The organism is Aquimarina callyspongiae (assembly GCF_034322225.1).
Lineage (GTDB): Bacteria > Bacteroidota > Bacteroidia > Flavobacteriales > Flavobacteriaceae > Aquimarina.
The window spans coordinates 367,525-392,015 of sequence record NZ_JAXLPA010000002.1 but is presented as its reverse complement, the minus strand read 5'-3'; the positions used below and the strand labels follow the sequence as shown (position 1 = coordinate 392,015).

The following is a 24,491-nucleotide window of genomic DNA, read 5'->3' as shown; positions in this document are numbered from 1 at the left end:
CTTACCTTTAATGTTTTCTTTATTGAGATCTATAATAGCTTAATGTTCGGTTTTCGAATTCATCTGCCAAATTTTTATATAATTCAATAATAGGCTCTATTACTTCTGTCCAATCACTGAACTCCAAATGATACTTTGCTATAATTTTTCTTTCCTCACTAGGGTCACAATAAATCAATGGACTAAAATCCTCTTTTTTAGCTATTTCTTTTAATTTATTTAGGGCACTATTATTTTTAAAAAAATGTTTGATGTTTTCATTTTCTGAAGTTATTTTTAATCTACTTTTCTTTCGAAGAAAAAAGTTTGTTAAGTGTGATATTGAAGATAATTCAAATTGAATTGGTCTTGAGGTAGAAGGTAATGTGCAGGTTATTTCTCCAACATAAGCTGTGCCAGTTCGATTTAAGATTGTTATTTGGTTTTCTTTATAGGTAAACTTAACGATAAAGATTACGTTTGGGCTTCTAACTCCATCTCCTATTGATATATCTTCATCCTGATAATAAATTTTCCCGTTCTCCTTTTCTGCTAAATTTCTAAAAAAAGTTTTGATCATTTAAAACGTATAATATAATTTTAGTTCTATAACCCTCTTATTGCAAATAAGAAGATCTATGGTTTCTAATAATATATGTCTTAACTGAACAAAACGTTACTACAATCACCTAATTATTATCCATAAACTATTCTCAAATCAAGATGTACCTAACTTTTTACTCATCACCCAAAAATTAAATCGATCGTTACCAATCATAAAAGGATGCTCTCCTACAATTTTATAATCATTACGTTCATAAAATTTTACTGCTCTATCGTTTTCTTTAAGAACAGATAACCACATAAAATCACAATAATTAGCAATTGCTTCTTCAAAAATCAATTGTTGTAGCTTACTACCAATACCCTTTGCCGAGAAGGTATTCAGGAAATAGATTTTTTGTAGTTTGCATACATTATTTCCCTTGATAAACTCTGAAGGTGAATTGAGTTGTAACTTAGCATATCCTATCGATTGATCCTGATCGGTTACAACCCAATATTTATTAGTATCTTTTTTTAAGCTATTCTTTATTTTTTCTACAGAAAAAGTAGTATCCAGATACTCTCGAAGTCCTTCTTTATCCTTAAAAAAATCACCAAAAGCCTGATCAAAAGTAGTAGTTCCCAGATAAGAAACAATTTCTGCATCCTCAACTATGGCTCGTCTTATTTCTATACTCATTATCCATGCAATTGCATTATCTTTTTGATGGTTCTATTGTCCTAAAAGTGTCAAAAACTTTTTTAAACTTAGTATCATCAATTGGTTTATAAACTACTCTGGTACCAACAGGGTATTTATCCACACAGTTACCCGTTAAGCAATTCACTGGTCGTGTGGGTCTTTTTTCAAAACCTCCTCCGCAATTAGGGCAAACATTATGAAATATATTATCCACACAATCTTTACAAAATGTGCATTCGAAGCTACAAATCATAGCCTCAGTACTATCATTCGGTAATGCTTTATTGCAGTTTTCACAAGTGGGACGTATTTCTAACATACTAATATTTTTTTGCTTGGTTAATGATATATAGTTGGTACTTTGAGTGATTATATAGTTTTTAAAAATGCTTTTACAGCTTTCCAATAGGCATCATTATCTGAAAATTTATTCCACAATGCTCTTGATCCATGATTTCCCTTTGTTTCTGGAAGGAATGATTGTTTTTTATTTGATGAAATGGCATCATAAATCCCTGACCAATTCCCTTTTTCATTCTTAGCAGAAGTGATAAAAACAGGAACCTGAATATTAGCAGCGCTCTTAGTGATAAAACCTTTTTTTCCAAAATACTCTCCTGGAGAAAAAGATAAAACTCCTTGAATTTGATCAGGATAATCTCCGGCATACTTAAGTACTAACGAAGAAGAATATGAACTCCCCCAAAGAATAATTTTCTCTGGATTGTATGTTTCTTTGACATATGCTACAGAAGCTTCTATATCTTGAAAAGCATCAATAAATTCGGTCTTTTTACCATTCTTTTTAGCTTGTACATTGGTTTTATTTTCTACACGATTTACAGCTCCACCAGATCGTTGATCAACTGCCATACATTGATATCCTAGGCTATTTAGCTTAGGTGCAATCTCCTGGTATTCTCCTCTGCTCCATCCTGCTTGATGAAATAGAATAATAAATTGGTTATTATTATTTTTTGTCGCTTCATAAACATCTGCTGTTATAGAAAGTCCATCTTTAGAAGTATAGTCAATTGTTTTTTGACCATAAGTACAAAGACATATCAAGGATGTTATAATAGTAAGTATACGTTTCATAGGTATTGTGTTTTTATTATTTTAATATGATGGTTCAAAATACTAAATAATGTAAATGGCAAATACTATTATTTTGTTATAATTTAAGAACTGGTTTTTATATCGTACTCTTCTTGATTATATATATACTATGTTTTCCTTTTTATTTTTACGGAGATAACTTTTTATAATTTTGGTTGTGTAATAGGTATGTTTTTTAAGTTGTAAAAAATTCTCAATATCATCAAAATTGATAATTTTTTCTTCTTCTTGAACAAAGCCATAACCTTTATAAATTCCATCCTGGATCATCACAAAACTCTGTTCATCCATGGTTCTGCCTTTTTCACTTATCAAATAACTCTTCTGATTATCATTTAACAATGCCAACGCTTTATGAACTCGCATGTTATAGAGTGCGATAGACTCTTTACCATCACAAATACCTTTACAATTTTTAATTTTATAATGAGAACATCGTTCTGTTGTACTTTGTAAACTACAATAACGAGGACATAACTGAAAATCTTCACAAAGTTGTTCCAGTTTTTCAATAGCATCTGCCCGGTTATAAAAAATCTCAAAAGAATAATTCGTAGTGTGCGATCTATCTATCGCTAATTGAATAACCCCTTTTCTATTAACATACGAGATAATCCTATAAGGTGCTACAGGTCTTTTCTGAGCACTATTAAACTTAGGATAATGCTTTTGTATCTTTTCTGCCTCTAACAACAAAGCTACCAATTCATTACCTGTAACCTCATAATCAATAGAATAAGTTGCCTGACAAAGTGCATACTCCTTATTTTTCTTATTATAAAAATGACTGATTACTCGTTGTTTGATATTTTTAGCTTTTCCTGCATATATTACTTTTCCTTTTTGATCTTTAAATAAATAAATACCTGTTTCTGTTGGTAAATCTTCTATAGCTTTTACTTCAAGATGTGGCGGTAACGTAGCTTCTTTTGAGCGAACATTCAGAAACTTATTAATCAATTCAAAGTCAGGATCCAGGTTTAGAATGTGCTTAAACAAAATGACTGTTGCATCTGTATCTCCCTCTGCTCTATGTCTATTCTCTAATGGAATATTTAACGACGTACATAATTTTCCTAAACTGTAGGAAAGCATTCCAGGTATTAGTTTTCGTGATAGCCGAATTGTACATAGTTTTTTACGAATAAAAGAATATCCTAAACTTTTAAACTCTTCTTTAATAATATTATAGTCAAAGTTCACATTATGAGCTACAAAGATAGCCCCTGTAGTCATCTTAATAATCCGTTCTGCTATTTCCTCAAATCTTGGAGCATCTCTAACCATATTATTATCTATACCAGTAAGTGCCGTAATAAAATGAGGGATATTACAATCAGGATTAACCAGAGAAGTAAACTTATCTATAACCTTATCTCCTTTGAGTAAAACAATACATATTTCTGTAATGCGAATACCGTTAATGCCTTTGCCTGCTGTTTCTATATCTATAACGGAATATAAGTTTTCTGACATTACATTTCTTTTGGAATGCAAATCTAAAAGAAAAATATGAAAACTGGAATTATTCCAATCAAAAAGGAAATATTCCAACAACTTCTATTACCACTTGGACTTACTACATTAGTGACTATTTTTTTCTACATATTTTAATACAGCTTCAGGAATTTGAACGCCTTCTTTTAAATCCTCATCTGATATAGCGTTATAAGCTACCTGTTTGATAGGAACTACTCCCGCCCAAATAGGGCTTTTATGATCCTCTGCTTCATCATTTACACCTTCTGCTCTTACTTTTGCCGAAGCAGTTTCAATACATATCTCTAACACCAAAGTCGCATGAAATTCCTTATCATTAGGTTGTCTCACATTATCCCAATGTCCGGGTACCATATGATTTAAAATATATTTTAAAGCATTCATCTTTTCATTAGGGTCTTCTATTTTTTTTACTTTACCAAACACGTTAACAGAGCGATAATTAGCCGAATGATGAAATGCAGATCTTGCTAATACTAATCCATCCAGGTGTGTTACCGAAATACTAGCTTCTCCTGCTTCTAAAAGACTAAGCATCATACGGTTTTTTAAAGATCCATGGATATAGATTTTATCATCTTGCCTTGCATAAGCAGTAGGGATTACAATGGCTTTATTTTGCCAAACATATCCTACGTGACATAAAAAAGCATCATCCAGAATTTTATAAATACTTTCTACATCATAATCAGCTCTTTTTGGCCCTCTAACTACTTTGTTTAACTGTGAAATTGGATATTCTGACATAATTAAATACTTATTGGTGTTATTTCCCTTTTACTTTCTATTCAAAAATAGTAGTTTTATGGATCGTTTAAATCATCCAGTTTGTAAATAATGAATAGTCCAGTTGTATTTCCTTTTAAGAATAATATCATCCTCGATAGAAATATAAACCGAAGTTTATATCTACAGTTATGTGATCAGATCATTGGATTTATCAAATCTGGTAAACTAACTCCTTCTTCTAAACTTCCTGGTTCCAGAAAGCTGGCTGAAGATTTTAATATTCATCGCAAAACTGTTATAGCAGCCTATGAAGAACTTATAGCTCAAGGGTGGATAGAGACCATTCCTGCCAAAGGCACTTTTGTTACGGCTTCCTTACCCATTATACATCCTAAAAAGTTGAATAATGATCCTACAAAAATTGATTCTAATGATAAAAGTGGTTTTTCTTTTATAAAACGCCCTCATTTAATTCGAGTATCCCAAAAATCCTCTACATTAAATGCTATCAAAATGAACGATGGCGTTCCTGATAGCAGGCTTGCTCCAATTGAAGAGATAGCAAAAACATATCGTAATATCACCAAAAAATCGCATCATAAAAAATTACTCAATTATGATTCTATTTATGGCAATTTAGAGCTTAGAAAAACTCTTGTTACCTATCTTAACCAAACAAGAGGGTTACATATTGATGTTGAAAACATCTTAATCACCAGAGGTAGTCAAATGGGGATTTATCTGGCTAGTCAACTTTTACTTCTTCCAAAAAACAAGATCATTACTGGTAACACTAATTATATGACTGCAGATAATACTTTTCAGAATGCAGGAGGGGTTATAGAACAGGTATCTATTGATGATCAAGGATTAAATACTGATGATGTAGAAAAGTTATGTATTTCTAATAACATTAAGGCTGTATATACAACCTCTCATCATCATCACCCTACAACAGTAACGCTTTCTGCAGAAAGGCGGATGCATTTATTACAATTAGCTCAACGATATAATTTTGCAATCATTGAAGATGACTATGATTATGATTTTCATTACAGCAATGCTCCTATCCTGCCATTGGCCAGTAACGATTATAACGGTAATGTAATTTATATAGGCGGTTTTACCAAGATTATTGCTCCTGCAATGAGAATAGGATATTTAATCGCGCCTAAAGATTTTGTGAATGAAGCTGCAGAATTAAGGCGGATTATTGATCGACAAGGAGATATGCTCTTAGAACAAACGCTCGCAACCCTGATCAAATCTGGCGATGTACAGCGACATTCTAATAAAGTCTTGAAGATCTACAAAACGCGGCGTGATTTGTTTTGTAGATTGCTACAAGAAAAACTAGGGAGCTATTTTGATTTCGAAATCCCTAAAGGCGGAATGGCTGTTTGGATAAGATTAGATAAGAAATATCATTGGGATGATGTGATTACCAAAGCGCATAACCTTAATCTGGAAATCAATCCAGAATGGCGCCGTTATGACAATGATCATTCTGGTCATAACGGAATACGGCTGGGGTTTGCTTCTTTAAATGAAGTAGAGATTCAGGAAGTTATAAATCGATTATCAAAAGTATTTGCGATGTTAAATTAATATAGTTCAATTTATTTCTTTGAATTAATAAACTTAATTGCCTCTATTATATTAGGGTCTTTTGTAAGGTCATCAAAATTATCTTGTTTTTCTATAACAACATCAGGAATAATATTTTTAGTATAGACATTATTTCTATCGGCAATATATTCTGTGGTCATAGCCATCACGGCTTCAAATGGTAATTCGAATTTATCATTTCCTGTTAAAAATCCATACGTAGGTTCTCCTATAAAACTAATATTGTCTCTACCTTTAAAAGCGACCAGTATATCTTCTCCTGCACTTGCCGTAAGTTTACCTGTTATAAATGTAACAGGAATTGTAATATCTGGTTTTTGACGAGCTCTAACAGTAGCTTCTATTTTTTTTCCAGCATAAAAATTTCCGTTTTCTAATCGATGAATCAACTTCACTTCTCCATTAAGATCTAATCCATTATATACAACAGTGTCTCCCAGAAGATGATACAATGCTGCTATCATAGCATATGCATTACCTCCACTATTAAACCTTAGATCAATAATCCAGCCTTTTAGAGATGTAGATGTATCCACTTCTATAATTTTATCATACATCTGTTGTGATTTGGCATTTAATGAATCCTGAGAAACGTTCATTAAAAGAATTCCAGGAATTCGAACATACCCATATTCTTTTTTAATGACTTTAGCTTCAAAACCTGCACCGGCTTCATACCTGGTTATAAACTGTTCGCTAAAATCATCTGCTGTAAATTCTCTATTATGAGAATTTGTAATATGTAAATCTTTATAAAATATCTGAGTATGATCATCTTGTATGGTATCAAAAAGAAATGTACTTACCCTAAGAGATTCTTTAAAACTTTTACTCTGCAAAGCTCTTTCTTGTATTATAGGTTTTAAAGTTTCCCAATTAGTTTTACTCTTAAAGAGATATTTATTTTCAAGATCATTAAAAAGACTATCATAAAAAGTTATTATGCTATCATTAAGAGTTTGGCTTTGAACATAGCTATTCATTGAAATAAAAAAAGCCATTGTCAGTATAAGGAAGAATCTATTATTCATTTTGTCATTGCATTTCTTGCTGCAATGATACTGTACCTTGCTAAAAAATAAATCAAGAATAAAGATGAATATGTCCAGAAAAAGAAATCTTGGACTTTTTTAATCTGTATTCATTCTTTTTCTATAAGCAGATGGTGTCTCTCCCACTAATTTTTTAAAGATTGCATTAAATGATGATTTAGAACTAAATCCTGCCTTTTCTGCTATTGCCAAAAGTGTAAATTTTTGAGACTCTTGAGCTATCAACAATTTCTTAACTTTTTCAACCCGATAATAATTCAAATACTCAGAAAAATTCATGTTAGATTCTTCATTAATATAATTAGAGAGATCTTTTGAATTAACATTTAATTGACTGGCAAGTTCAGAAATAGTAAGGTTAGGGTTCTTATAAACTTGCTCTATCGCTATTGCTTGATGCAATTTTTCTTTTAATTCTTCTGTTAAAGTATTAATCTGAAGATCTGTTTTAGATTTAAATTCTGTAATTAGCAATCGTGATTTTGTATACCCTATATATCCTATCCAATAAATAAAAGTAGAATTAAGTATTAAGTTAGGGTAATAGAACAACAAGCTTTCTTTTCCATTGTGCATTATTAAATCTGTACTAAATAGCACTAAATGTGTTATGATAATACTTAAATACACTTTAGAAAATCGTTTTAGCCATTGCAGATTTTTATGCTGTCTTCGATGTGCAGAAAACGTTTGTTCTTTTGTTTTTAAAAACTTTAGAATAACCAGAATCAATATCATTGTAAATACTAGATACACTATTTCATTAATTCTAAAAAAATTAGAGTCTACCACCACTTTTGTAATACGAAAACTATTTTCTTTTACCGCAATAGAGAACCAATAACTTCTTAAAAGTGCATATACAATAGCTGGTATAAACAAATAAAATTCTTTTATATGGTATCTCTTTTTTGTTGTTTGTTTAAAATTACTTTTTACATAAAAATAAAAACCTACGCCTATTAAATATTTATAAGGAAACGGAAAAACATGTAAAGGCCTGTATAGTCTAAACAAATCCATATCCATTAATGCATACGTGGCATTAAAGAAAGCTAATGAGAAGAGAAATAGTATAAAGAAATTAGTTGCCCAAAAGTTTATCTTTTTCTTTTGATACAAAAACCAGCATAATGTAAACCCTTGAATGGCTCCAAACAAGATTATTATATTGATAAAACTAAAATTAAAATTCACTGGTAAAGTTTTTTATCTAAATAGCAACTACCACCCAGATTGATAAAGATCTAAAAAAGAAGGAACAGATAGATTGAAAAAATCTACTAAAAAATGTGCAAATATCACCCACCTCAAGCTTTGTGTTTTTTTAAATACTACTCCCCAAACAACACCCATTATAAAAGTAGAAATGATTACTGTAACTCCACTATTAAGCTCTGAGTTCACTCCAAAAACCGCATGATTGGCTGCAAAAACAAAACTGGTAAATAGAATAGCTTTCCAATTTGACCATTGATCTGTATATTTTAATAAGAGTCCTCGCCAATAAAATTCTTCTATCCAAGGGTTTATTAAAGCCAAGATGATCCAAGGAACCCATATTTCCCAAGGAGCAAGTAAATCAGAATGCATTAAAAAAAGTGGTAATGGAAGTAATCCTATAAATATTGCTAATACTGCCCACCAAAAAGATCCTTTAGATTTGCCTAACCATTTTATAATAGATTCTTTACCCCCATATTTTAGCACAAAAAACACAAACAACACCCATTCTATAAGGATTATAGGAACAAATGCCCATTTACCTATTATGTTTCCAAAGATAATGGCTATCGCAAAATTGATTCCTATTATCAAAAAAGGAGATATTAAAACAATGTTTTTACTTCGGTTATCCATAAAAGAGCTCATTCTTAATTATTGTTGAAAACAATTGTGTTCTGTAAATTTTCAACAATAATACTACTTTTTGGGCTTCTTTTTATTTTCAAAAAACTTACTAAAATTATTTCTTGAGATTAAAGGAGCTTCGTTGATAATCTCGTCCCATTTTTTTCTGATATAGATAATAAACTCATTCAAGTTCTCTGGAGTTCTTTCTAATGTAATCAGGTTTTGTTGGATTTCTTTTTTAAGAGAAGAAAGTTTTCTGGCGGCGTTAAGGTGTTTTTCGGATTTTTCAGAATAATTCAAAAACGTTTGTAATGAAGCAAAAATTGCAGCCAAAAGACTTAACATTCCAATAATTATTGGATGAATATACATCCCACCAGTACTAGAAGAATCAGCCAATGATGCAAAAACACTTGTTCCTACTAATGTTGATAGTATAACCGTAGGGAGACCTAAGAGTTTTTTATTCCTCTTTAACCCTTCTGCGTCTTTGTAATGTCCTCTTTGAGCATTTCGAATTCTCTTATACCATTCTTCAAGAAGTTCTATTTTTTCTTCCATAATGTTAAAATTAAGCGTGATTTATGTGCAAGAATCTTTATAAATTTAAAGAAAAACTAATAGAAAGCTAGAGTGAAAATATATACCAATGCATACAAGTCTTATTTACTTCTTCTTTAGGATAGGAATTATATAGTTTATTTAATCAGTTTAGTTTCAGCAATAATTACCCCAAAATTACCCTCTAATTGCTCCCAGTTTTTAGATGGCAGATAAGCTCTGGAAACAAATCCATCAAGATACAAAGCGTTTTTACAACCTTTTCCCTTAAAGTAAGAAGCAAAATCATAAAAGTTTATTTTCTCTTTGGATATCGCAAAAAGTAAGTTACCATTCGGAAGAATCCCTACTCCATTCCTAATATGTTTGTTAGCAGACCCTTTATTAAATGCTGAATGCAAGGATCCATCAATGATTAGCATAGGTCCCGACTGAGTTGCATACCATATATTTTTATCTACTATAAAATCCTTTGTAGTACAAATTACAGGCAACTGTTCTTTTGTAATATAAAACACTCCATTAGGCTGAAGGTAGAAATTACCATATCCTTTATCAATGGTATCAATATTTTGTTTTACAACTCCTTTTTCTATATACAATCCTTGAGGTGATAAATCTTTTGTATACATACCTCCATTCATGGCAAAAATCAATTCTTTATTTTCTTTTCCAAGAATAGATTTTAAGTTTTGAAAACTCCTATAGTTTTCATTACTATTATCTTGCCAATAAAAGTCAAGATTCTGATGTTTTAAATCAACCTCATAATTTAATATTTTTTCATCCCAAGAATTTTCAGGTTTATCTATAATCAAAGTAAAACTTAATACACTAATTGATAGTATGAAAAGTATTAAAAAGTTAGTCTTTTTCATCGTTTTTAATTGTATTAAAACTTATAATGAATACACAAATGTTGATCATAAACATATAACAAAACAAGGTAAAGACTTTAAACGTATTCCTTACCTACTCTATATCCAGATCATACTTTGTCAATAACCCTAAAAGACCAGATACTTTAAATTTTGCTTTCTTTATGTTATTGGATTCTGGGTCAATTGTATAATTTACAGCTGTTCTAAAATCTGCTTTTTGCAGTATAGTATTACTAAAAACAGCTTCAGATAAATTACAATTATTAAATGCTGTACCACTAAGATCAGTTTCTGTAAAATCAACTATTTTCAGACTACAATCATTAAATATTGTATTCTTCATTTGAAAATTATAAAAAGTAGCGTAATCTAAATTACAAGAATCAAATTGTACAGAAAACAGGAAATCATTACAATTACTAAAATCCAATCCTAACATCTTGCAGTCTATAAATGTTACTTCTTGAAATGAAGTTTTCTTCATCATTAATGATCCAAAATTACAGGTCTCAAATCTACATTCCAGAAATGTAACTACCGATATATCTGTATTAGTAAAGTCGCAATTCGTAAATACACAATTATCATATTCTCTAGCAGGTAACTTCTTACCTGAGAAATTATAACTTTCAAAAGTTTGATCTATAATGGGTTCATTCATCCTATGATTTAGATTTATTGTTTATAATCATATAGCTAACGATCTATATCCTTATAACACTCAAGTTAAAATCTCACAGTTTATTTCTCAAACTGTTTTATCAACTCTCCAAGGTGGATTTTTGCGATTATTCCCAGCAAAATACAAAATGATAGGGTTTCCGTCTGGATCTTTAAGGCGTGCTTCTCTCCAAAGCCAGGTTTGGTCTTTTGGTAAATGATCAAACTTTATACCTTCATTTATAAGACGTTCTACTTCTTGATCCAGTTTTTCTGTTTCAAAATACACATATACTCCATCACTTTGCGGTAGTTTTTCTACTTGATGAATCGAAAATGTAGCATTTCCCTCCAGACACTCAAACCGCGCATAATGTGGTAACGCCTCTACTATTAATTGTAATCCGAGTTTTTTATAAAAAGCTATAGATTGAGCTACATCAACAGAGGGTACAGTTACCTGATTAAGATTCATTATGGATATAGTTATATTTTAATTTATATATGCGATATTGATGTTATTAATCATTATTATAAAAACTCTTATAATAACAAGAAATGTGAGCTATACCAAATTACTACTTATAGCTTTCTTCTTTTCTTTTCCTGTGACAGTAAATTTAATTCTCGACTTGTTTGCCCTGATACAGAAGTATTTTCTTCTGCTCGACGAATCAGATATGGCATTACATCACGAACAGGTCCAAAAGGTAGATATTTTGCTACATTATATCCTTCTTCAGATAAGTTAAAACTAATATGGTCGCTCATACCATATAACTGACCAAACCAGACTCTGGAATCGTTCTTAGCAATGTGTAATTGTTCCATTAAATCCATAGCCATATAGCTACTGTTTTCATTATGCGTTCCAATAAATACCGAAATATCATCTATATGCTCCAGAATATATTTCATAGTATCATTAAAATTCTGATCAGTATGCTCTTTATCTCTACAAATCGGCGTTGGATATCCTTTTTCTTTGGCGCGATCGTTTTCTTTTTCCATATACGCCCCACGAACAATCTTTACACCAATCTTAAAGCCATATACTTTTGCTTCTTCATGCAATCTCTTCAAATATTCCTGACGATCATGACGATACAACTGTAATGTATTATAAACAATAGGTTTTTCTTTATTGTATTTACGCATCATTTTGGTTACCAACTCATCAGCAGCATCTTGCATCCAGCTTTCTTCTCCATCAATTAAAAGAGCTACATCACAATCATATGCTTTTTTACAGGCAATATCGAATCGCTCTTCTATTCTATTCCATTCTACTTCTTCTTCTGGTGTTAAAGGCGTTCCTTCAGTTTTCTTTTGCCATACTAAAAAACGACCAAAACCTGTTGGCTTAAACACACCAAATGGCATAGCATCTTTTTTATCCGCAAATTCAAGAATCTCTACCGTTTTCTGTAAAACTGCATCAAATTGAGTCTCTTCTTCTTTTCCTTCTACAGAATAATCTAATACAGAACATACTCCATTGGTAAACATTTTATCTACAACTGGCAGACAATCCTCTTCACTCACTCCTCCACAAAAATGATCAAATACTGTAGCTCGAATCAATCCTTGCACCGGTAAATGTGCTTTAATAGCAAAATTAGTTACCGCAGTTCCAATCCTAACTAACGGTTCATTAGAAATCATCTTAAATAAAAAGTATGCTCTCTCTAGTTCAGAATCACTTTTTAAGCCAAAAGCAGTTTCTGTATTATCAAACAAATTGCGTGGTTGCATTAAATGTATTTTTTTAAAAATCCTCAATTACAAGAACAAATAGACAAAAAAAATGAGTATTCTTCAAATACTCACCAATCATTTTACTATTTATACAAATATAGAACTTGCAAGTTTATTTTATTATAAATTCTACTTATTTTCACGCCCTGTTAATTCACTATTATATGAAGCCCATAGTTTCTAAAGATTCCATTGTATATTTTGGACAAAATTGTTACACTGCTCTTAATTCTTATTTAGAAAAAGCCAATCATTCTAAAATATTTATTCTGGTAGACACCAACACTCATGAACATTGTCTTTCATTATTACTAAGTAGTATTGAAAAAGAATATGATATTGAAGTTATTGAGATAGAACCTGGTGAAATTCATAAAAATATAGAAACCTGCAGTGGTATCTGGAATATCTTATCAGAACTTGGTGCAGATCGTAAAAGTCTTATGATTAATCTAGGAGGTGGTGTCGTTACTGACCTGGGAGGTTTTATAGCTTGCACCTATAAACGTGGGATCAATTATATTAATATCCCTACATCCCTGTTAGCTATGGTTGATGCTTCTGTTGGTGGAAAAACTGGTGTAGATCTTGGTAACTTAAAGAATATGGTTGGTGTCATTAGTGAATCAGAAATGGTGCTTGTGGATACTGAGTACTTAAGTACTTTACCTGTAAATCAAATGTGTAGTGGTTTTGCCGAAATGCTAAAACATGGCCTGATACAAGATAGAGAATATTGGGACAAACTGGGAGATCTTTCTCAACTGACCTTTGATGACCTGGATCAGTTAATTTATGAATCTGTGGTAATCAAAAACAACATCGTATTTGAAGACCCTACAGAACAAAACATTAGGAAATATCTCAATTTTGGCCATACTTTGGGTCATGCAATAGAATCATTTTATCTTACCCATCCTGATAAACCCACTCTGTTACATGGAGAAGCCATTGCTATCGGAATGATCATGGAAGGTTTTCTTTCTAAAAAATTACTTTCTGTAACCGAAGAAGATCTTGAACATATGAGCAATGTTATTCTTGCCACTTTTCCAAAAATTGATATCAATCCAGTCGATCACCAGGCAATCATGGATCTTTTAATTCATGATAAAAAGAACGAAAAAGGTAACATATACTTCGTTTTACTAGAAACCATTGGTGCTGCTACCTACAATTGTACCGTATCTGATGAATTAATAAAAGAATCTTTTGATTATTATGCTTCTTTATAGCTATTTAAGTTTTATAAAACACGAATATGAAAAATCAATAATAAGTTAAAGAAAATATAATTGTGAGTACCAGACGCAGCCAATAAGTCAGTTTTTGATCTATACTATATATTCAAAAAAATATTGACTTAAAAATCACAATGAAATCAAAACTTAAACTTACTTTAGTCCTATGTGTTAGTATATTATGGGGCTGTTCTAATGATGACAACATCACAATTGATTTACCTGTTTCAGAAAACGAGATCATCACAATTCCGGTGGTGATACACGTTATCAATAATATCGAAAGACCTTTTAACATTAGTGATGCTAAAATTCGATCTCAAATTGATGTTCTCAATCAAGATTTCAGAAAAAAGAATCCAGATCATCAAAAAACTCCTGATGAGTTCAAACCATTTATTGCAGATGTAGGGATTGAATTTAAAATTACCACAAAAGATCCTAGCGGAAATCCTACTTCTGGAATCATACGAACCGAAAGTACTGTAACAGGGTTTCATGGTATGAGCGGAGTCGGTTCTGATATTCCGGTAGAAGAGTTACCTCTGTACTTTGATGATCAAGGTGGGCAAAACGCATGGCCATCTGATAATTATTTAAATATTTGGATTGCAGATATGACAGATAGATTAGGGAATATTCCTCTTCCAGGATATGCTAATCCGGTAAATGCAGATCCAAGAATGGATGGAGTTGTTATAGACCCTAGAGTATTTGGAACCATCGAACCGTTGTTATCAGGTCATAAACTTGGTAGAACTGTAACTCATGAGATCGGACATTGGTTAAATCTTATACACATTTTTGCCGGTCAAACCAGTTGTGAAACCTCTGATTTAGTTGATGATACACCAACCCAATACTCGTCTTATGGTGGTCACCCTCAGTACCCTCAATCATCTTGTGGTAGTAATGATATGCATATGAATTTTATGGATTATGTAAATGATGATTCTATGTACATGTTTACCAAAGGACAAAAACAACGTATGCGGAACGTTTTTTACCCTGACAATCCAAGAAGAGCATTATACTTGAATATTAGCAAGTTATCCACAAGTTCTTAAAGTTAAATGAGTAATTAAAAGTCTATAAGTAAAACTTAAATAAACCCACTGATTGGTTCTAATTATGATAATATATCTAATTTTATAAAAATAAATTAAGATTAATTAAAACAAGTAACCTTTGAAAAAGAAACTCTTCAAGCTCCTTAAAATTGGTATTATCAGTTTTTTGCTGCTATTGATTATAGTTGTTACCACACTATACTTTTCTTTAAATGAAAAAATACCTGAAGGAAAACCTGGTAGCGAAGCTGATAATTTTGCTTTAAAAATTCAGGAAGCCGTACATCACAAGGAATATCTTGACACTCAGTATTTACAATGGACTTTTAGAAAAAAAAATCATTATACCTGGAATAAGAAACTAAATACAGTTGAAGCTGAAATTGGGGAAGACAAGGTTTTTCTAGATCTCAATTATCCTGAAAAAAATAAGGTTTTAGATCCTGGCAACCTTTCTGATAATGAAAATAAAAAGGTCATCAGTAATGCTCTTGCTAATTTTAATAATGATTCTTTTTGGGTAGTTGCACCTCATAAATTATTTGATAATGGTACTACTCGTAAATTAGTTGATTTTGAAAACGGTTCTAAAGGGTTATTGGTTACTTATATCTCAGGAGGTACTACTCCAGGAGACACCTATCTATGGAAAGTAGACACTAATTATCGTCCTATTAGTTATCAAATGTGGGTGTCAATTCTACCAATAGGTGGTATTGAAGCCACGTGGGAGAACTGGACATCTACAGAAAGTGGAGCCTATTTATCTCAGCAACATAAATTATTAGGTTTTGGAATTCCTATATCAAATCTAAGAGCCTGGAATGAGTAATTAAAGCCATTCCTTTCTTTAAAACAATAAAGAAACATAGAACTTAAACAACAAAACCAATAGTATTACTGATATAATATTGAGTATCAATCCCACTTTTACCATTTCGGATACTTTTACATGACCGCTTGCAAATACAATAGCATTTGGCGGAGTAGCCATTGGTAGCATAAATGCACAACTAGCAGCCATTGTTACAGGAATCAACATATGTAATATAGGTACATTTAACCCTAACGCTATCCCTGCCACTACAGGAACAAAAATTGCAACCAGGGCCACATTACTCATCAATTCTGTCATAAAAAGCATAAAAACAATGAGTAATAATGTAACTATGACCAAACTTAACCCTTTATTTGCTGCAATGGTATTTGCTACCAGCTCTATAAGGCCTGCGTGGGATAAACCACTGGCCAAAGCCAAACCACCACCAAATAATATAAGAATTCCCCAAGGTAATTTCTGCGTATCTTTCCAAACAAGGCTAAACTCTCCTTTATGAAGTCGAAATGGAATTACAAATAAAGCAAACGCTCCCATCATACTAATCCCTGTATCTGATAATTTTAAATCCGGAAAAAAACCGTTAATTGTAGTTCTGGATATCCACAAAAATATCACAGCACAAAAAATAGTAAGTACTCTGCGCTCTGGACCAGACACTTTTCCTAGTTTCTTAATCTCTTTATCAATAAGATCTTTTGAAGCAGTAAACCCTTGAATTTTATTAGGATAAATCCATTTAACAATTACAAAATAAATCACTCCAATCATTAATACCGAAAACGGAAATGCTAATAACATCCAATTTAAAAAAGAGATCTCTATTTGATATTCATTTTCTAGAAACCCCACTAACACAGAATTAGGCGGTGTTCCTATAATAGTAGCGACTCCTCCAACATTAGCAGAAAAAGCAATTCCTAACATAATACTTAACGCAAAATTTCTATCATTTTTAGTAAAACCGTCTTCATCATCTATCAACAGCTGAATTACCGATAATGCAATTGGTAACATAACAACTGTACAAGCAGTATTACTAATCCACATACTCATAAAGGCTGTTGCAATCATAAATCCTAGAATCACCCTATTAGGACTAGTACCGGTAATTTTGATTATTGTTAAAGCTATCCGTTTATGTAAATTGACTTTTTCTAACGCTAAAGCCATTACAAATCCTCCGAAGAATAAAAAAACGATGGGACTACCATAACTTTGAGATACTGTTTTAAGGTCCAAAATCCCTACCAAGGGAAATAATATTAAAGGGATTAAAGCTGTAACAGAAATTGACACAGCTTCAGTAATCCACCATACAATCATCCAAGCTGCTACTGAAACTACTTTATCAGCAGTTTCAGAAACCATTATAAAGGGTAAATTAATCAGTACCAAAAACAATAACGGTCCTGCAATCAACCCTATCTTTTTTACTAATGGGTATTTAGTCATCTATTTTTTAGAACTACTCCCTACAAATTGTTGGGATTTATTTTTGAAAAGCACATTAAAAGTAGTTAAACTTCCATAAATACGAGTTATATATTGCTGTAAATCTATTTTATCCTGTTCTTCAAGGTTAGAGCTATTAATTTTTTGTTCCATTACTCTGATACGATCTCTAACCATCACTATCTTATGAAAAAAAGTATCTATCGGTATTTCTTTTGAAGTCAGGTTTAAATCTCCAGGTTTCATGACCAGGGTTCCTCCTTTCCATTTATCCGCTATAGGTATTACTTCAGAAATATCACTATAACGTTTAAGGACTTCTCTAAGTGTTCTCTCTACTTCATAAAAACTTACCGTGTCTACTTCGTCTTCTACCCCTTCTATCACTTCAAAATCATCATCTACATCAATGGTTTCTAATCCATTATCAATAAATGTAACCCAATACATTTTCGCAGTTACATTTGTTACAACACCTAATCCAAATTTTGGATGTTTTATTCTTGAACCAATACCTAAGATCATATTTATATTTTTTTGATCTAAAATAATAACATTAGTGAATTATCAGAAAGAATAATTAAAAAAATAGTATTAAAAAGGGCGAAGTTGTTCACTTCGCCCTAGTGGCCATTTTAATCTTTTTTTTATTTATTACTTATCTACAAACACTTTTTGTGTTATTGTTTTCTTATTATGAGTAAGTTGTACAAAATACATTCCAGCTGCAAGGTTACTTAAGTTTACCGATTGCTCACCGCTTCCTCCTGGAGTTGTATCAAAATCAATAGTTCTTAAAGATCTTCCATTTATATCTTTAATTGCTAATTGATACGTTCCTCCTTTAATATTACCAACTTTTATATTCAATATATCCTTAACCGGGTTAGGGTAAGTAATAAAGTTTAATTCTGTTGATAACAAAGCAGAAACATCTGGAGAAAGTGCTTCTGAAGTTCGCGCACCACAAGGTCCAAGATTTGTCCATCCGCTACTTGTTCTTTCATACAAATTACCTTGATACGTCACTCTATCACCTACAGAGTAATTTGTTGTACTTGACCATTCACTAACTCCCGCACAAGGATCAGTAGACGGACACGCACCTAGAAAAGTCCATCCTGTACTAGTTCTTTCATAAAGATTACCTTGATAAACCACTCTATCTCCTACGGAGTAATTTGTAGTACTTGACCATTCTGCTACTCCCTCGCAAGGGTTTCCTCCAGAAGAACAAGACCCACTTGATGTATATGTTGATTGATTACATACAATCTGGAAACTATCTATGGTTTGGTCAGATGAGCTTTTTGCTACCCAATTTGTACCAACGGTTGTTGACACTTGTGCACTTTGTCCTGCATTTATTGAGGTTTGCGAAGTATTGTTTACAAAGTATTCTAAAGTACAATTAGCGTTATTAGTTAAGGTAACAGTTACCTGGTCTCCATCAGAGCATCCTCCACCATCACAAGTCTGCAAACAACTTTTTGAACTAATCGTATTACGTATTACATTGCTTGGTTGAGAGCCAAAACCTTTATTAAAATTAATCCCTACGTTAGTAAGATGGCAGTAACTCATAATAGTACCTCCTCCAGATGGTAATCCTGGACGAGCACAATTACCCTCTGTAGGATAACATCCATCTATGGCTGTATTATTTCCATTCCATACACATGCTTGTGTATGATTAGATCCTAAATTATGCCCAAGTTCATGAGCTACTACTTCTACAGACCAAGAATACGTAGGAACATTACTATAAGAACCATTTATTCCTGATACTGCATATTTATACGATGAGCATAAAGCATTCACCCAGGCAACTCCTCCAGAGAAGTTATAAGTTACAAAATGCCCAAGATCTCCATTAAAACTATTTTGATTTCTATAACTACGATAGTTATCCAAACCATTAAATGGAGTATTTGAAGTCCAGGCATTTACTCCAGACATACGAATACTTATATTATCATTAGCATATAATACAGCCACCTGATTAAATACCGCTTCTATATAATTAGAAGCACCTTGAGCGCCTCCTTTATCATTGACGATATCATTACCTATATCAAAAAAGACTCTTGGGCATTTTACAGCCGCTTTATTTTGATTGTCTGTAGATAACTGTTCTTTTGTATATTCTTTATAAGGACTATCAATCATTTGACAGGCAAAATCATTGAGATGATCAATCTCTTTATCCCTATAAATAATTTGGTTTTTACTTCCTTTAAGTTGCCCCAATACTAGATTTCCAGATTCTTCTCCAACACTTATAATACCAGAAATCTCGTTATCAAAAAAGCTAATTGCTGCAATAGAATTTGGATTGCCTTTAACAATTCCTCTATAATGCAGTGCTTTATTAGTTTGCTGAATTACTTTACCTGATGGCATTTCAACAATTCTAAAATCATCAGTTGTAATATCAACTTTAACTAATTCCAGCGACATTCCAGATTTTTGACCCGGCACCTGCAAATTCATAGTAACCGGTGCATTGGATTTAAAAGAAGTTAGTTTTTGTTGATTAAAAGAAAAAACAGTGTACTCTTTCAGTTCTGAAGGGATTTGCTGTTTAGTCTTTTGGTGATCAATAATAGTAAAAAGATTGAGGTTTTCAAAAGTGGCTCCAGAGGCTTTTTCTTGCTGTATCCTCTGACTTGGTTTGTGTGGTTGTGTTTGTGAAAAACCTATCATGGTAAAAAAGGCTATCACAATCATTAGTGTGTGTTTCATCGTTATAAGTTTTAGTTTTAAAGAATTTACCACTAATGCATATTGGCCAGATAGTCATTCTGATCATAAATTCTTTAATGAGTTTGTATTACATTAAGTTACAAACATTCAAAACACAGAAAACCCAACAACAAAAAACTAAACATTCTTCAACACAAGCATCAAAAAGCTAATGATTCTTCAAAAAAACACAGTAATCATTTTCATTTTATTTAATAATATTGAATTTTACTAGTAAATAATTTAGACCTAAAGTCATTTACACAAACCTCTAAAAGCTAAAATTCAGCTATTTTCCTTAAATACTAACCAAATTAAAAAGCCAAAACCAAACACCTACAAACATCTTACAACCAGTACTTTGAAAGAAAAATATTACTATGTACAACCCTTTTTCTCACAGTGTTTTTCCCCTAAAAAAAAATAATAATTAATACGATTTAACTTTAAAAAACTAAGAGTCAAAATTACTTTTATAATCAAATTTCGACAGTTATACTCTATGATACGTTATCATTTAATAATTTCTTTTTTCAGAAAAACAACAAGTCTTTAACAAAAGAGAAACAACAGCTATTTTACTATACGCAATCAAATAACTACATTTGCAATCTTGGTTAAAATTTTATGATAACATCAGAAGAAAATATTGAGGTTTTAGGCGCTAGGGTTCATAACTTAAAAAATATTGATGTCACTATACCTCGTGAAAAATTAGTTGTTATTACAGGCTTATCTGGATCCGGTAAATCCTCATTAGCTTTTGATACAATATATGCAGAAGGACAACGTAGGTATATAGAAACGTTCTCTGCGTATGCACGTCAATTTCTAGGTGGTTTAGAGCGTCCTGATGTGGATAAAATAGATGGTCTTTCTCCTGTAATTGCTATAGAACAAAAAACTACCAGCAAAAGCCCACGTAGTACCGTAGGAACCATTACAGAAATTTATGATTTTCTTAGACTACTATTCTCTCGTGGTAGTGATGCCTATAGCTATAATACCGGAGAAAAAATGGTTAGCTATAGTGATGAGCAAATCAAGAACCTTATTCTAAAAGATTTTAACGGAAAAAAAATCAATATACTTGCTCCTGTTGTTCGATCAAGAAAAGGGCATTATCGTGAATTATTTGAGCAAATTGCCAAGCAAGGCTTTGTAAAAGTTAGAACCGATGGAGAGATCAAAGATATCACCAAAGGAATGAAACTGGATCGATACAAAACCCACGATATCGAGATTGTTATTGATCGCTTAATGGTTACAGAAAATAAGGATAATTCTAAACGTCTTATGGAAACCATTAATACTGCAATGTATCATGGTGATGATGTATTAATGGTAATCGAGGAAGGATCTAAAGAAGCTCGTTTTTTTAGTCGTAGTTTGATGTGTCCATCAAGTGGAATTTCGTACCCTAATCCAGAACCTAATAATTTCTCATTTAACTCTCCAAAAGGAGCTTGTCCAAAATGTAATGGGATAGGAAATTTGTACGAGGTAAACCTAAAGAAAATCATTCCAGATGACTCTAAGTCTATAAAAAGTGGTGGTTTAGCTCCTCATGGACCGCAGAAAAACAACTGGATTTTTAAACAACTCGAATTAATTGCGCAAAGGTTTGATTTCAAACTTAGTGATCCAATAAAAGATATTCCTGAAGAAGCTATGCAAATCATTCTTCGAGGAGGAAAAGAGAAGTTTAGTGTTAATAGTAAATCTCTGGGTGTAACAAGAGAATATAAAATTGATTTTGAAGGTGTAGCTACATTTATAGATAATACGTATACTAATAATGATTCTACTTCTTTAAGAAGATGGGCAAAGGATTTTATGGATAACATACAGTGTCCAGAGTGCCAAGGGTCAAGGTTACGCAAAGAATCATTATTCTTTAAGGTAAACGAAAAAAATATTGCAGAACTTGCTTCTATGGATATTAGCGAGTTAGCTGATTGGTTTAGTGATCTTCCTGATTTATTATCTGAAAAGCAAAAACTAATTTCTGGAGAAATCTTAAAAGAAATTAATGCCAGACTGCAATTCTTGATCGATGTTGGTCTTACTTATCTTTCATTGAATCGAAGTAGCAAATCCCTTTCTGGTGGAGAAGCACAGCGCATACGATTAGCAACACAAATTGGATCTCAACTAGTTGGAGTACTATATATACTTGACGAGCCTAGTATCGGTTTGCATCAACGAGATAATGAAAAGTTAATTAATTCTCTTATACAACTTAGGAATATTGGTAATTCTGTTATTGTGGTAGAACACGATAAGGATATGATAGAACGTGCGGATCATGTAATTGATATAGGACCTTTAGCAGGAAAACATGGCGGTGAAATCATTAGTGAAGGAACTCCGTCAGAACTACAAAAACATGACACTTTAACAGCAGATTATCTAAGCGGCAAAAAACAAATAGAACTTCCTTCAAAACGAAGGAAAGGAAATGGTAAAACTATCTCGTTAAAAGGTGCGACTGGCAACAACCTTAAGAATGTTTCTATAGATATTCCTCTAGGAAAAATGATTGCCGTAACCGGTGTATCCGGAAGTGGTAAATCCACTTTAATTAATGAGACCTTATACCCTATTCTGAATGCACATTATTTTAACGGAGTAAAAAAACCAATGCCTTATAAAAGCATCAAAGGTTTAGAGCATTCTGATAAAGTGATTGATATTAATCAATCACCTATAGGAAGAACACCTAGATCTAATCCTGCTACTTATACTGGTGTCTTTTCTGAAATCAGAAGTCTATTTTCTAAAACTCCCGAAGCTATGATCAGAGGATACAAACCTGGTCGTTTTAGTTTTAATGTTGCTGGAGGAAGATGTGAAACCTGTAAAGGAGGAGGTTTACGGGTTATTGAAATGAATTTTCTACCAGATGTATATGTAGAATGTGAGACTTGTCAGGGAAAACGCTTTAACAGAGAAACACTGGAAATTAGATATAAAGGAAAATCAATTTCTGATGTATTAGAAATGACAATTAATGAAGCTTGTTTATTCTTTGAACATATCCCAAAAATTGCCAGAAAACTAAAAACCATTCAGAATGTAGGTTTAGGATATATCACGCTAGGACAACAATCCACTACGCTATCTGGTGGAGAAGCACAACGAATCAAATTAGCGACAGAATTATCAAAAAGAGATACAGGAAATACATTTTATATACTAGATGAACCAACAACAGGATTACATTTTGAAGATATTCGAGTATTAATGGAGGTGTTGAATGAACTAGTAGATAAAGGTAATACCGTTCTTATCATCGAACATAACCTGGATGTAGTAAAAATGGCTGATTACATCATCGATATAGGTTATGAAGGAGGAAAAAACGGTGGTCAGGTAGTTGCCAAAGGCACACCTGAAGAAATTATTAAAAATAAAAAGAGTTATACTGCCAAGTTTTTAAAGAAAGAACTGGGAGTTTTAAATTAAAAGAATACAATTCATGAGAAAAGAACAACGTCATAAAGGATGGAATGAAATAAAAACTAATGATTCTTGGGCAATCTTCAAAATTATGGGAGAGTTTGTCAATGGATTTGAAAAGATGAGTAAAATTGGGCCTTGTGTATCCATTTTTGGATCTGCTCGTACTAAAACCGATGACAAATATTATGAGCTTGCGGTTGATGTTGCTAAAGAAATTGTAGGTCACGGATATGGTGTAATCACCGGAGGTGGTCCTGGAATTATGGAAGCTGGTAATAAAGGTGCTCACCTTGGAGGAGGAACATCTGTAGGTCTAAATATCGAACTACCTTTTGAACAACACGATAACCCGTATATCGACAATGATAAAAGTCTGGATTTTGACTATTTCTTTGTTCGTAAAGTAATGTTTGTAAAATATTCTCAAGGGTTTGTAGTTATGCCTGGAGGATTCGGAACTTTAGACGAACTATTTGAAGCGATGACATTAATACAAACTAAAAAAATTGCAAAATTCCCTATCATTTTAGTAAGTACTGAGTTTTGGGGAGGACTGATAGATTGGGTTAAGAGTACCCTTTTAGATAAATTTAGTAATATAAGCCCTGGAGATTTAGATCTTATTCATGTAGTAGATACTCCAGAAGAAGTACTTAAAATATTAGATCAATTCTATGGAGAATACAATCTAAGTCCTAATTTCTAA

At 32.1% G+C, this 24,491-nt stretch carries 23 protein-coding genes; 6 read left to right on the top strand and 17 right to left on the bottom strand.

Features of this window, described 5'->3' with window-relative positions; genetic code table 11:
- Positions 1-19: 19 nt before the first annotated feature.
- From U0D62_RS08835 to U0D62_RS08810, 6 genes are all read right to left on the bottom strand, one after another.
- Positions 20-559 carry a hypothetical protein gene (locus U0D62_RS08835; RefSeq protein ID WP_322286905.1) on the bottom strand — a complete coding sequence of 180 codons (540 nt, stop codon included), beginning with the start codon at positions 557-559 and terminating at the stop codon, positions 20-22.
- A gap of 138 nt (positions 560-697) precedes the next feature.
- On the bottom strand, positions 698-1,225 hold the full coding sequence (locus tag U0D62_RS08830) for a GNAT family N-acetyltransferase (protein ID WP_322286904.1): 528 nt from the start codon (positions 1,223-1,225) through the stop codon (positions 698-700).
- A 16-nt stretch (positions 1,226-1,241) separates the two neighbouring features.
- On the bottom strand, positions 1,242-1,547 hold the full coding sequence (locus U0D62_RS08825) for a DUF1272 domain-containing protein (RefSeq protein ID WP_322286903.1): 306 nt from the start codon (positions 1,545-1,547) through the stop codon (positions 1,242-1,244).
- A 50-nt stretch (positions 1,548-1,597) separates the two neighbouring features.
- A complete protein-coding gene (locus U0D62_RS08820) occupies positions 1,598-2,326 on the bottom strand; it encodes an alpha/beta hydrolase (RefSeq protein WP_322286902.1) in 729 nt (242 codons plus the stop codon).
- A gap of 117 nt (positions 2,327-2,443) precedes the next feature.
- Positions 2,444-3,823: an exonuclease domain-containing protein gene (locus U0D62_RS08815; protein WP_322286901.1), complete on the bottom strand. Its 1,380-nt coding sequence runs from the start codon at positions 3,821-3,823 to the stop codon at positions 2,444-2,446.
- 108 nt (positions 3,824-3,931) lie between these two features.
- Positions 3,932-4,594: a pyridoxamine 5'-phosphate oxidase family protein gene (locus U0D62_RS08810; protein WP_322286900.1), complete on the bottom strand. Its 663-nt coding sequence runs from the start codon at positions 4,592-4,594 to the stop codon at positions 3,932-3,934.
- A 90-nt stretch (positions 4,595-4,684) separates the two neighbouring features.
- Here U0D62_RS08810 and pdxR point away from each other — a divergent pair, with 90 nt between their 5' ends.
- Entirely contained in the window at positions 4,685-6,184 is a 1,500-nt protein-coding gene (gene pdxR, locus U0D62_RS08805; protein WP_322286899.1) for a MocR-like pyridoxine biosynthesis transcription factor PdxR, read from the top strand.
- Between the two features lie 11 nt (positions 6,185-6,195).
- Here the strand turns inward: pdxR and U0D62_RS08800 are convergent, their stop codons facing one another.
- From U0D62_RS08800 to U0D62_RS08765, 8 genes are all read right to left on the bottom strand, one after another.
- Positions 6,196-7,206, bottom strand: a complete 1,011-nt coding sequence (locus tag U0D62_RS08800; RefSeq protein ID WP_322286898.1) for a S41 family peptidase — start codon at positions 7,204-7,206, stop codon at positions 6,196-6,198.
- Positions 7,207-7,335: 129 nt separating this feature from the next.
- On the bottom strand, positions 7,336-8,454 hold the full coding sequence (locus U0D62_RS08795) for a helix-turn-helix domain-containing protein (RefSeq protein WP_322286897.1): 1,119 nt from the start codon (positions 8,452-8,454) through the stop codon (positions 7,336-7,338).
- 27 nt (positions 8,455-8,481) lie between these two features.
- On the bottom strand, positions 8,482-9,129 hold the full coding sequence (locus U0D62_RS08790; protein ID WP_322286896.1) for a CPBP family intramembrane glutamic endopeptidase: 648 nt from the start codon (positions 9,127-9,129) through the stop codon (positions 8,482-8,484).
- A 51-nt stretch (positions 9,130-9,180) separates the two neighbouring features.
- Positions 9,181-9,672 (bottom strand): SLATT domain-containing protein, encoded by a 492-nt coding sequence (locus tag U0D62_RS08785; protein WP_322286895.1) that lies wholly within the window; start codon positions 9,670-9,672, stop codon positions 9,181-9,183.
- A 137-nt stretch (positions 9,673-9,809) separates the two neighbouring features.
- Positions 9,810-10,550, bottom strand: coding sequence for a phosphodiester glycosidase family protein (locus tag U0D62_RS08780; protein WP_322286894.1), 741 nt, complete (start codon positions 10,548-10,550; stop codon positions 9,810-9,812).
- Positions 10,551-10,644: 94 nt separating this feature from the next.
- The gene (locus tag U0D62_RS08775) at positions 10,645-11,214 is read right to left on the bottom strand and encodes a pentapeptide repeat-containing protein (RefSeq protein WP_322286893.1); all 570 of its coding nucleotides are present in this window, start codon (positions 11,212-11,214) and stop codon (positions 10,645-10,647) included.
- 87 nt (positions 11,215-11,301) lie between these two features.
- Positions 11,302-11,688, bottom strand: a complete 387-nt coding sequence (locus U0D62_RS08770) for a VOC family protein (protein WP_322286892.1) — start codon at positions 11,686-11,688, stop codon at positions 11,302-11,304.
- A 107-nt stretch (positions 11,689-11,795) separates the two neighbouring features.
- On the bottom strand, positions 11,796-12,968 hold the full coding sequence (locus U0D62_RS08765) for a proline dehydrogenase family protein (RefSeq protein ID WP_322286891.1): 1,173 nt from the start codon (positions 12,966-12,968) through the stop codon (positions 11,796-11,798).
- A gap of 167 nt (positions 12,969-13,135) precedes the next feature.
- Here U0D62_RS08765 and aroB point away from each other — a divergent pair, with 167 nt between their 5' ends.
- The 3 genes from aroB (at position 13,136) to U0D62_RS08750 (ending at position 16,114) form a co-directional block, all read left to right on the top strand.
- Positions 13,136-14,206, top strand: a complete 1,071-nt coding sequence (aroB, locus tag U0D62_RS08760) for a 3-dehydroquinate synthase (RefSeq protein ID WP_322286890.1) — start codon at positions 13,136-13,138, stop codon at positions 14,204-14,206.
- Positions 14,207-14,346: 140 nt separating this feature from the next.
- Positions 14,347-15,279 (top strand): zinc metalloprotease, encoded by a 933-nt coding sequence (locus U0D62_RS08755; RefSeq protein ID WP_322286889.1) that lies wholly within the window; start codon positions 14,347-14,349, stop codon positions 15,277-15,279.
- A 121-nt stretch (positions 15,280-15,400) separates the two neighbouring features.
- Entirely contained in the window at positions 15,401-16,114 is a 714-nt protein-coding gene (locus U0D62_RS08750) for a hypothetical protein (protein WP_322286888.1), read from the top strand.
- Positions 16,115-16,132: 18 nt separating this feature from the next.
- Here the strand turns inward: U0D62_RS08750 and U0D62_RS08745 are convergent, their stop codons facing one another.
- The 3 genes from U0D62_RS08745 to U0D62_RS08735 all read right to left on the bottom strand — a co-directional run bounded on the left by U0D62_RS08745 (position 16,133) and on the right by U0D62_RS08735 (position 20,320).
- The gene (locus U0D62_RS08745; RefSeq protein WP_322286887.1) at positions 16,133-17,575 is read right to left on the bottom strand and encodes an SLC13 family permease; all 1,443 of its coding nucleotides are present in this window, start codon (positions 17,573-17,575) and stop codon (positions 16,133-16,135) included.
- Positions 17,576-18,100: a hypothetical protein gene (locus U0D62_RS08740; RefSeq protein ID WP_322286886.1), complete on the bottom strand. Its 525-nt coding sequence runs from the start codon at positions 18,098-18,100 to the stop codon at positions 17,576-17,578.
- Positions 18,101-18,229: 129 nt separating this feature from the next.
- Positions 18,230-20,320: a M12 family metallo-peptidase gene (locus tag U0D62_RS08735; RefSeq protein ID WP_322286885.1), complete on the bottom strand. Its 2,091-nt coding sequence runs from the start codon at positions 20,318-20,320 to the stop codon at positions 18,230-18,232.
- Between the two features lie 627 nt (positions 20,321-20,947).
- On the opposite strand from U0D62_RS08735, the gene uvrA reads away from it, so the two are divergent.
- Positions 20,948-23,788 (top strand): excinuclease ABC subunit UvrA, encoded by a 2,841-nt coding sequence (uvrA, locus tag U0D62_RS08730; RefSeq protein WP_322286884.1) that lies wholly within the window; start codon positions 20,948-20,950, stop codon positions 23,786-23,788.
- Positions 23,789-23,801: 13 nt separating this feature from the next.
- On the top strand, positions 23,802-24,491 hold the full coding sequence (locus U0D62_RS08725) for an LOG family protein (protein WP_322286883.1): 690 nt from the start codon (positions 23,802-23,804) through the stop codon (positions 24,489-24,491).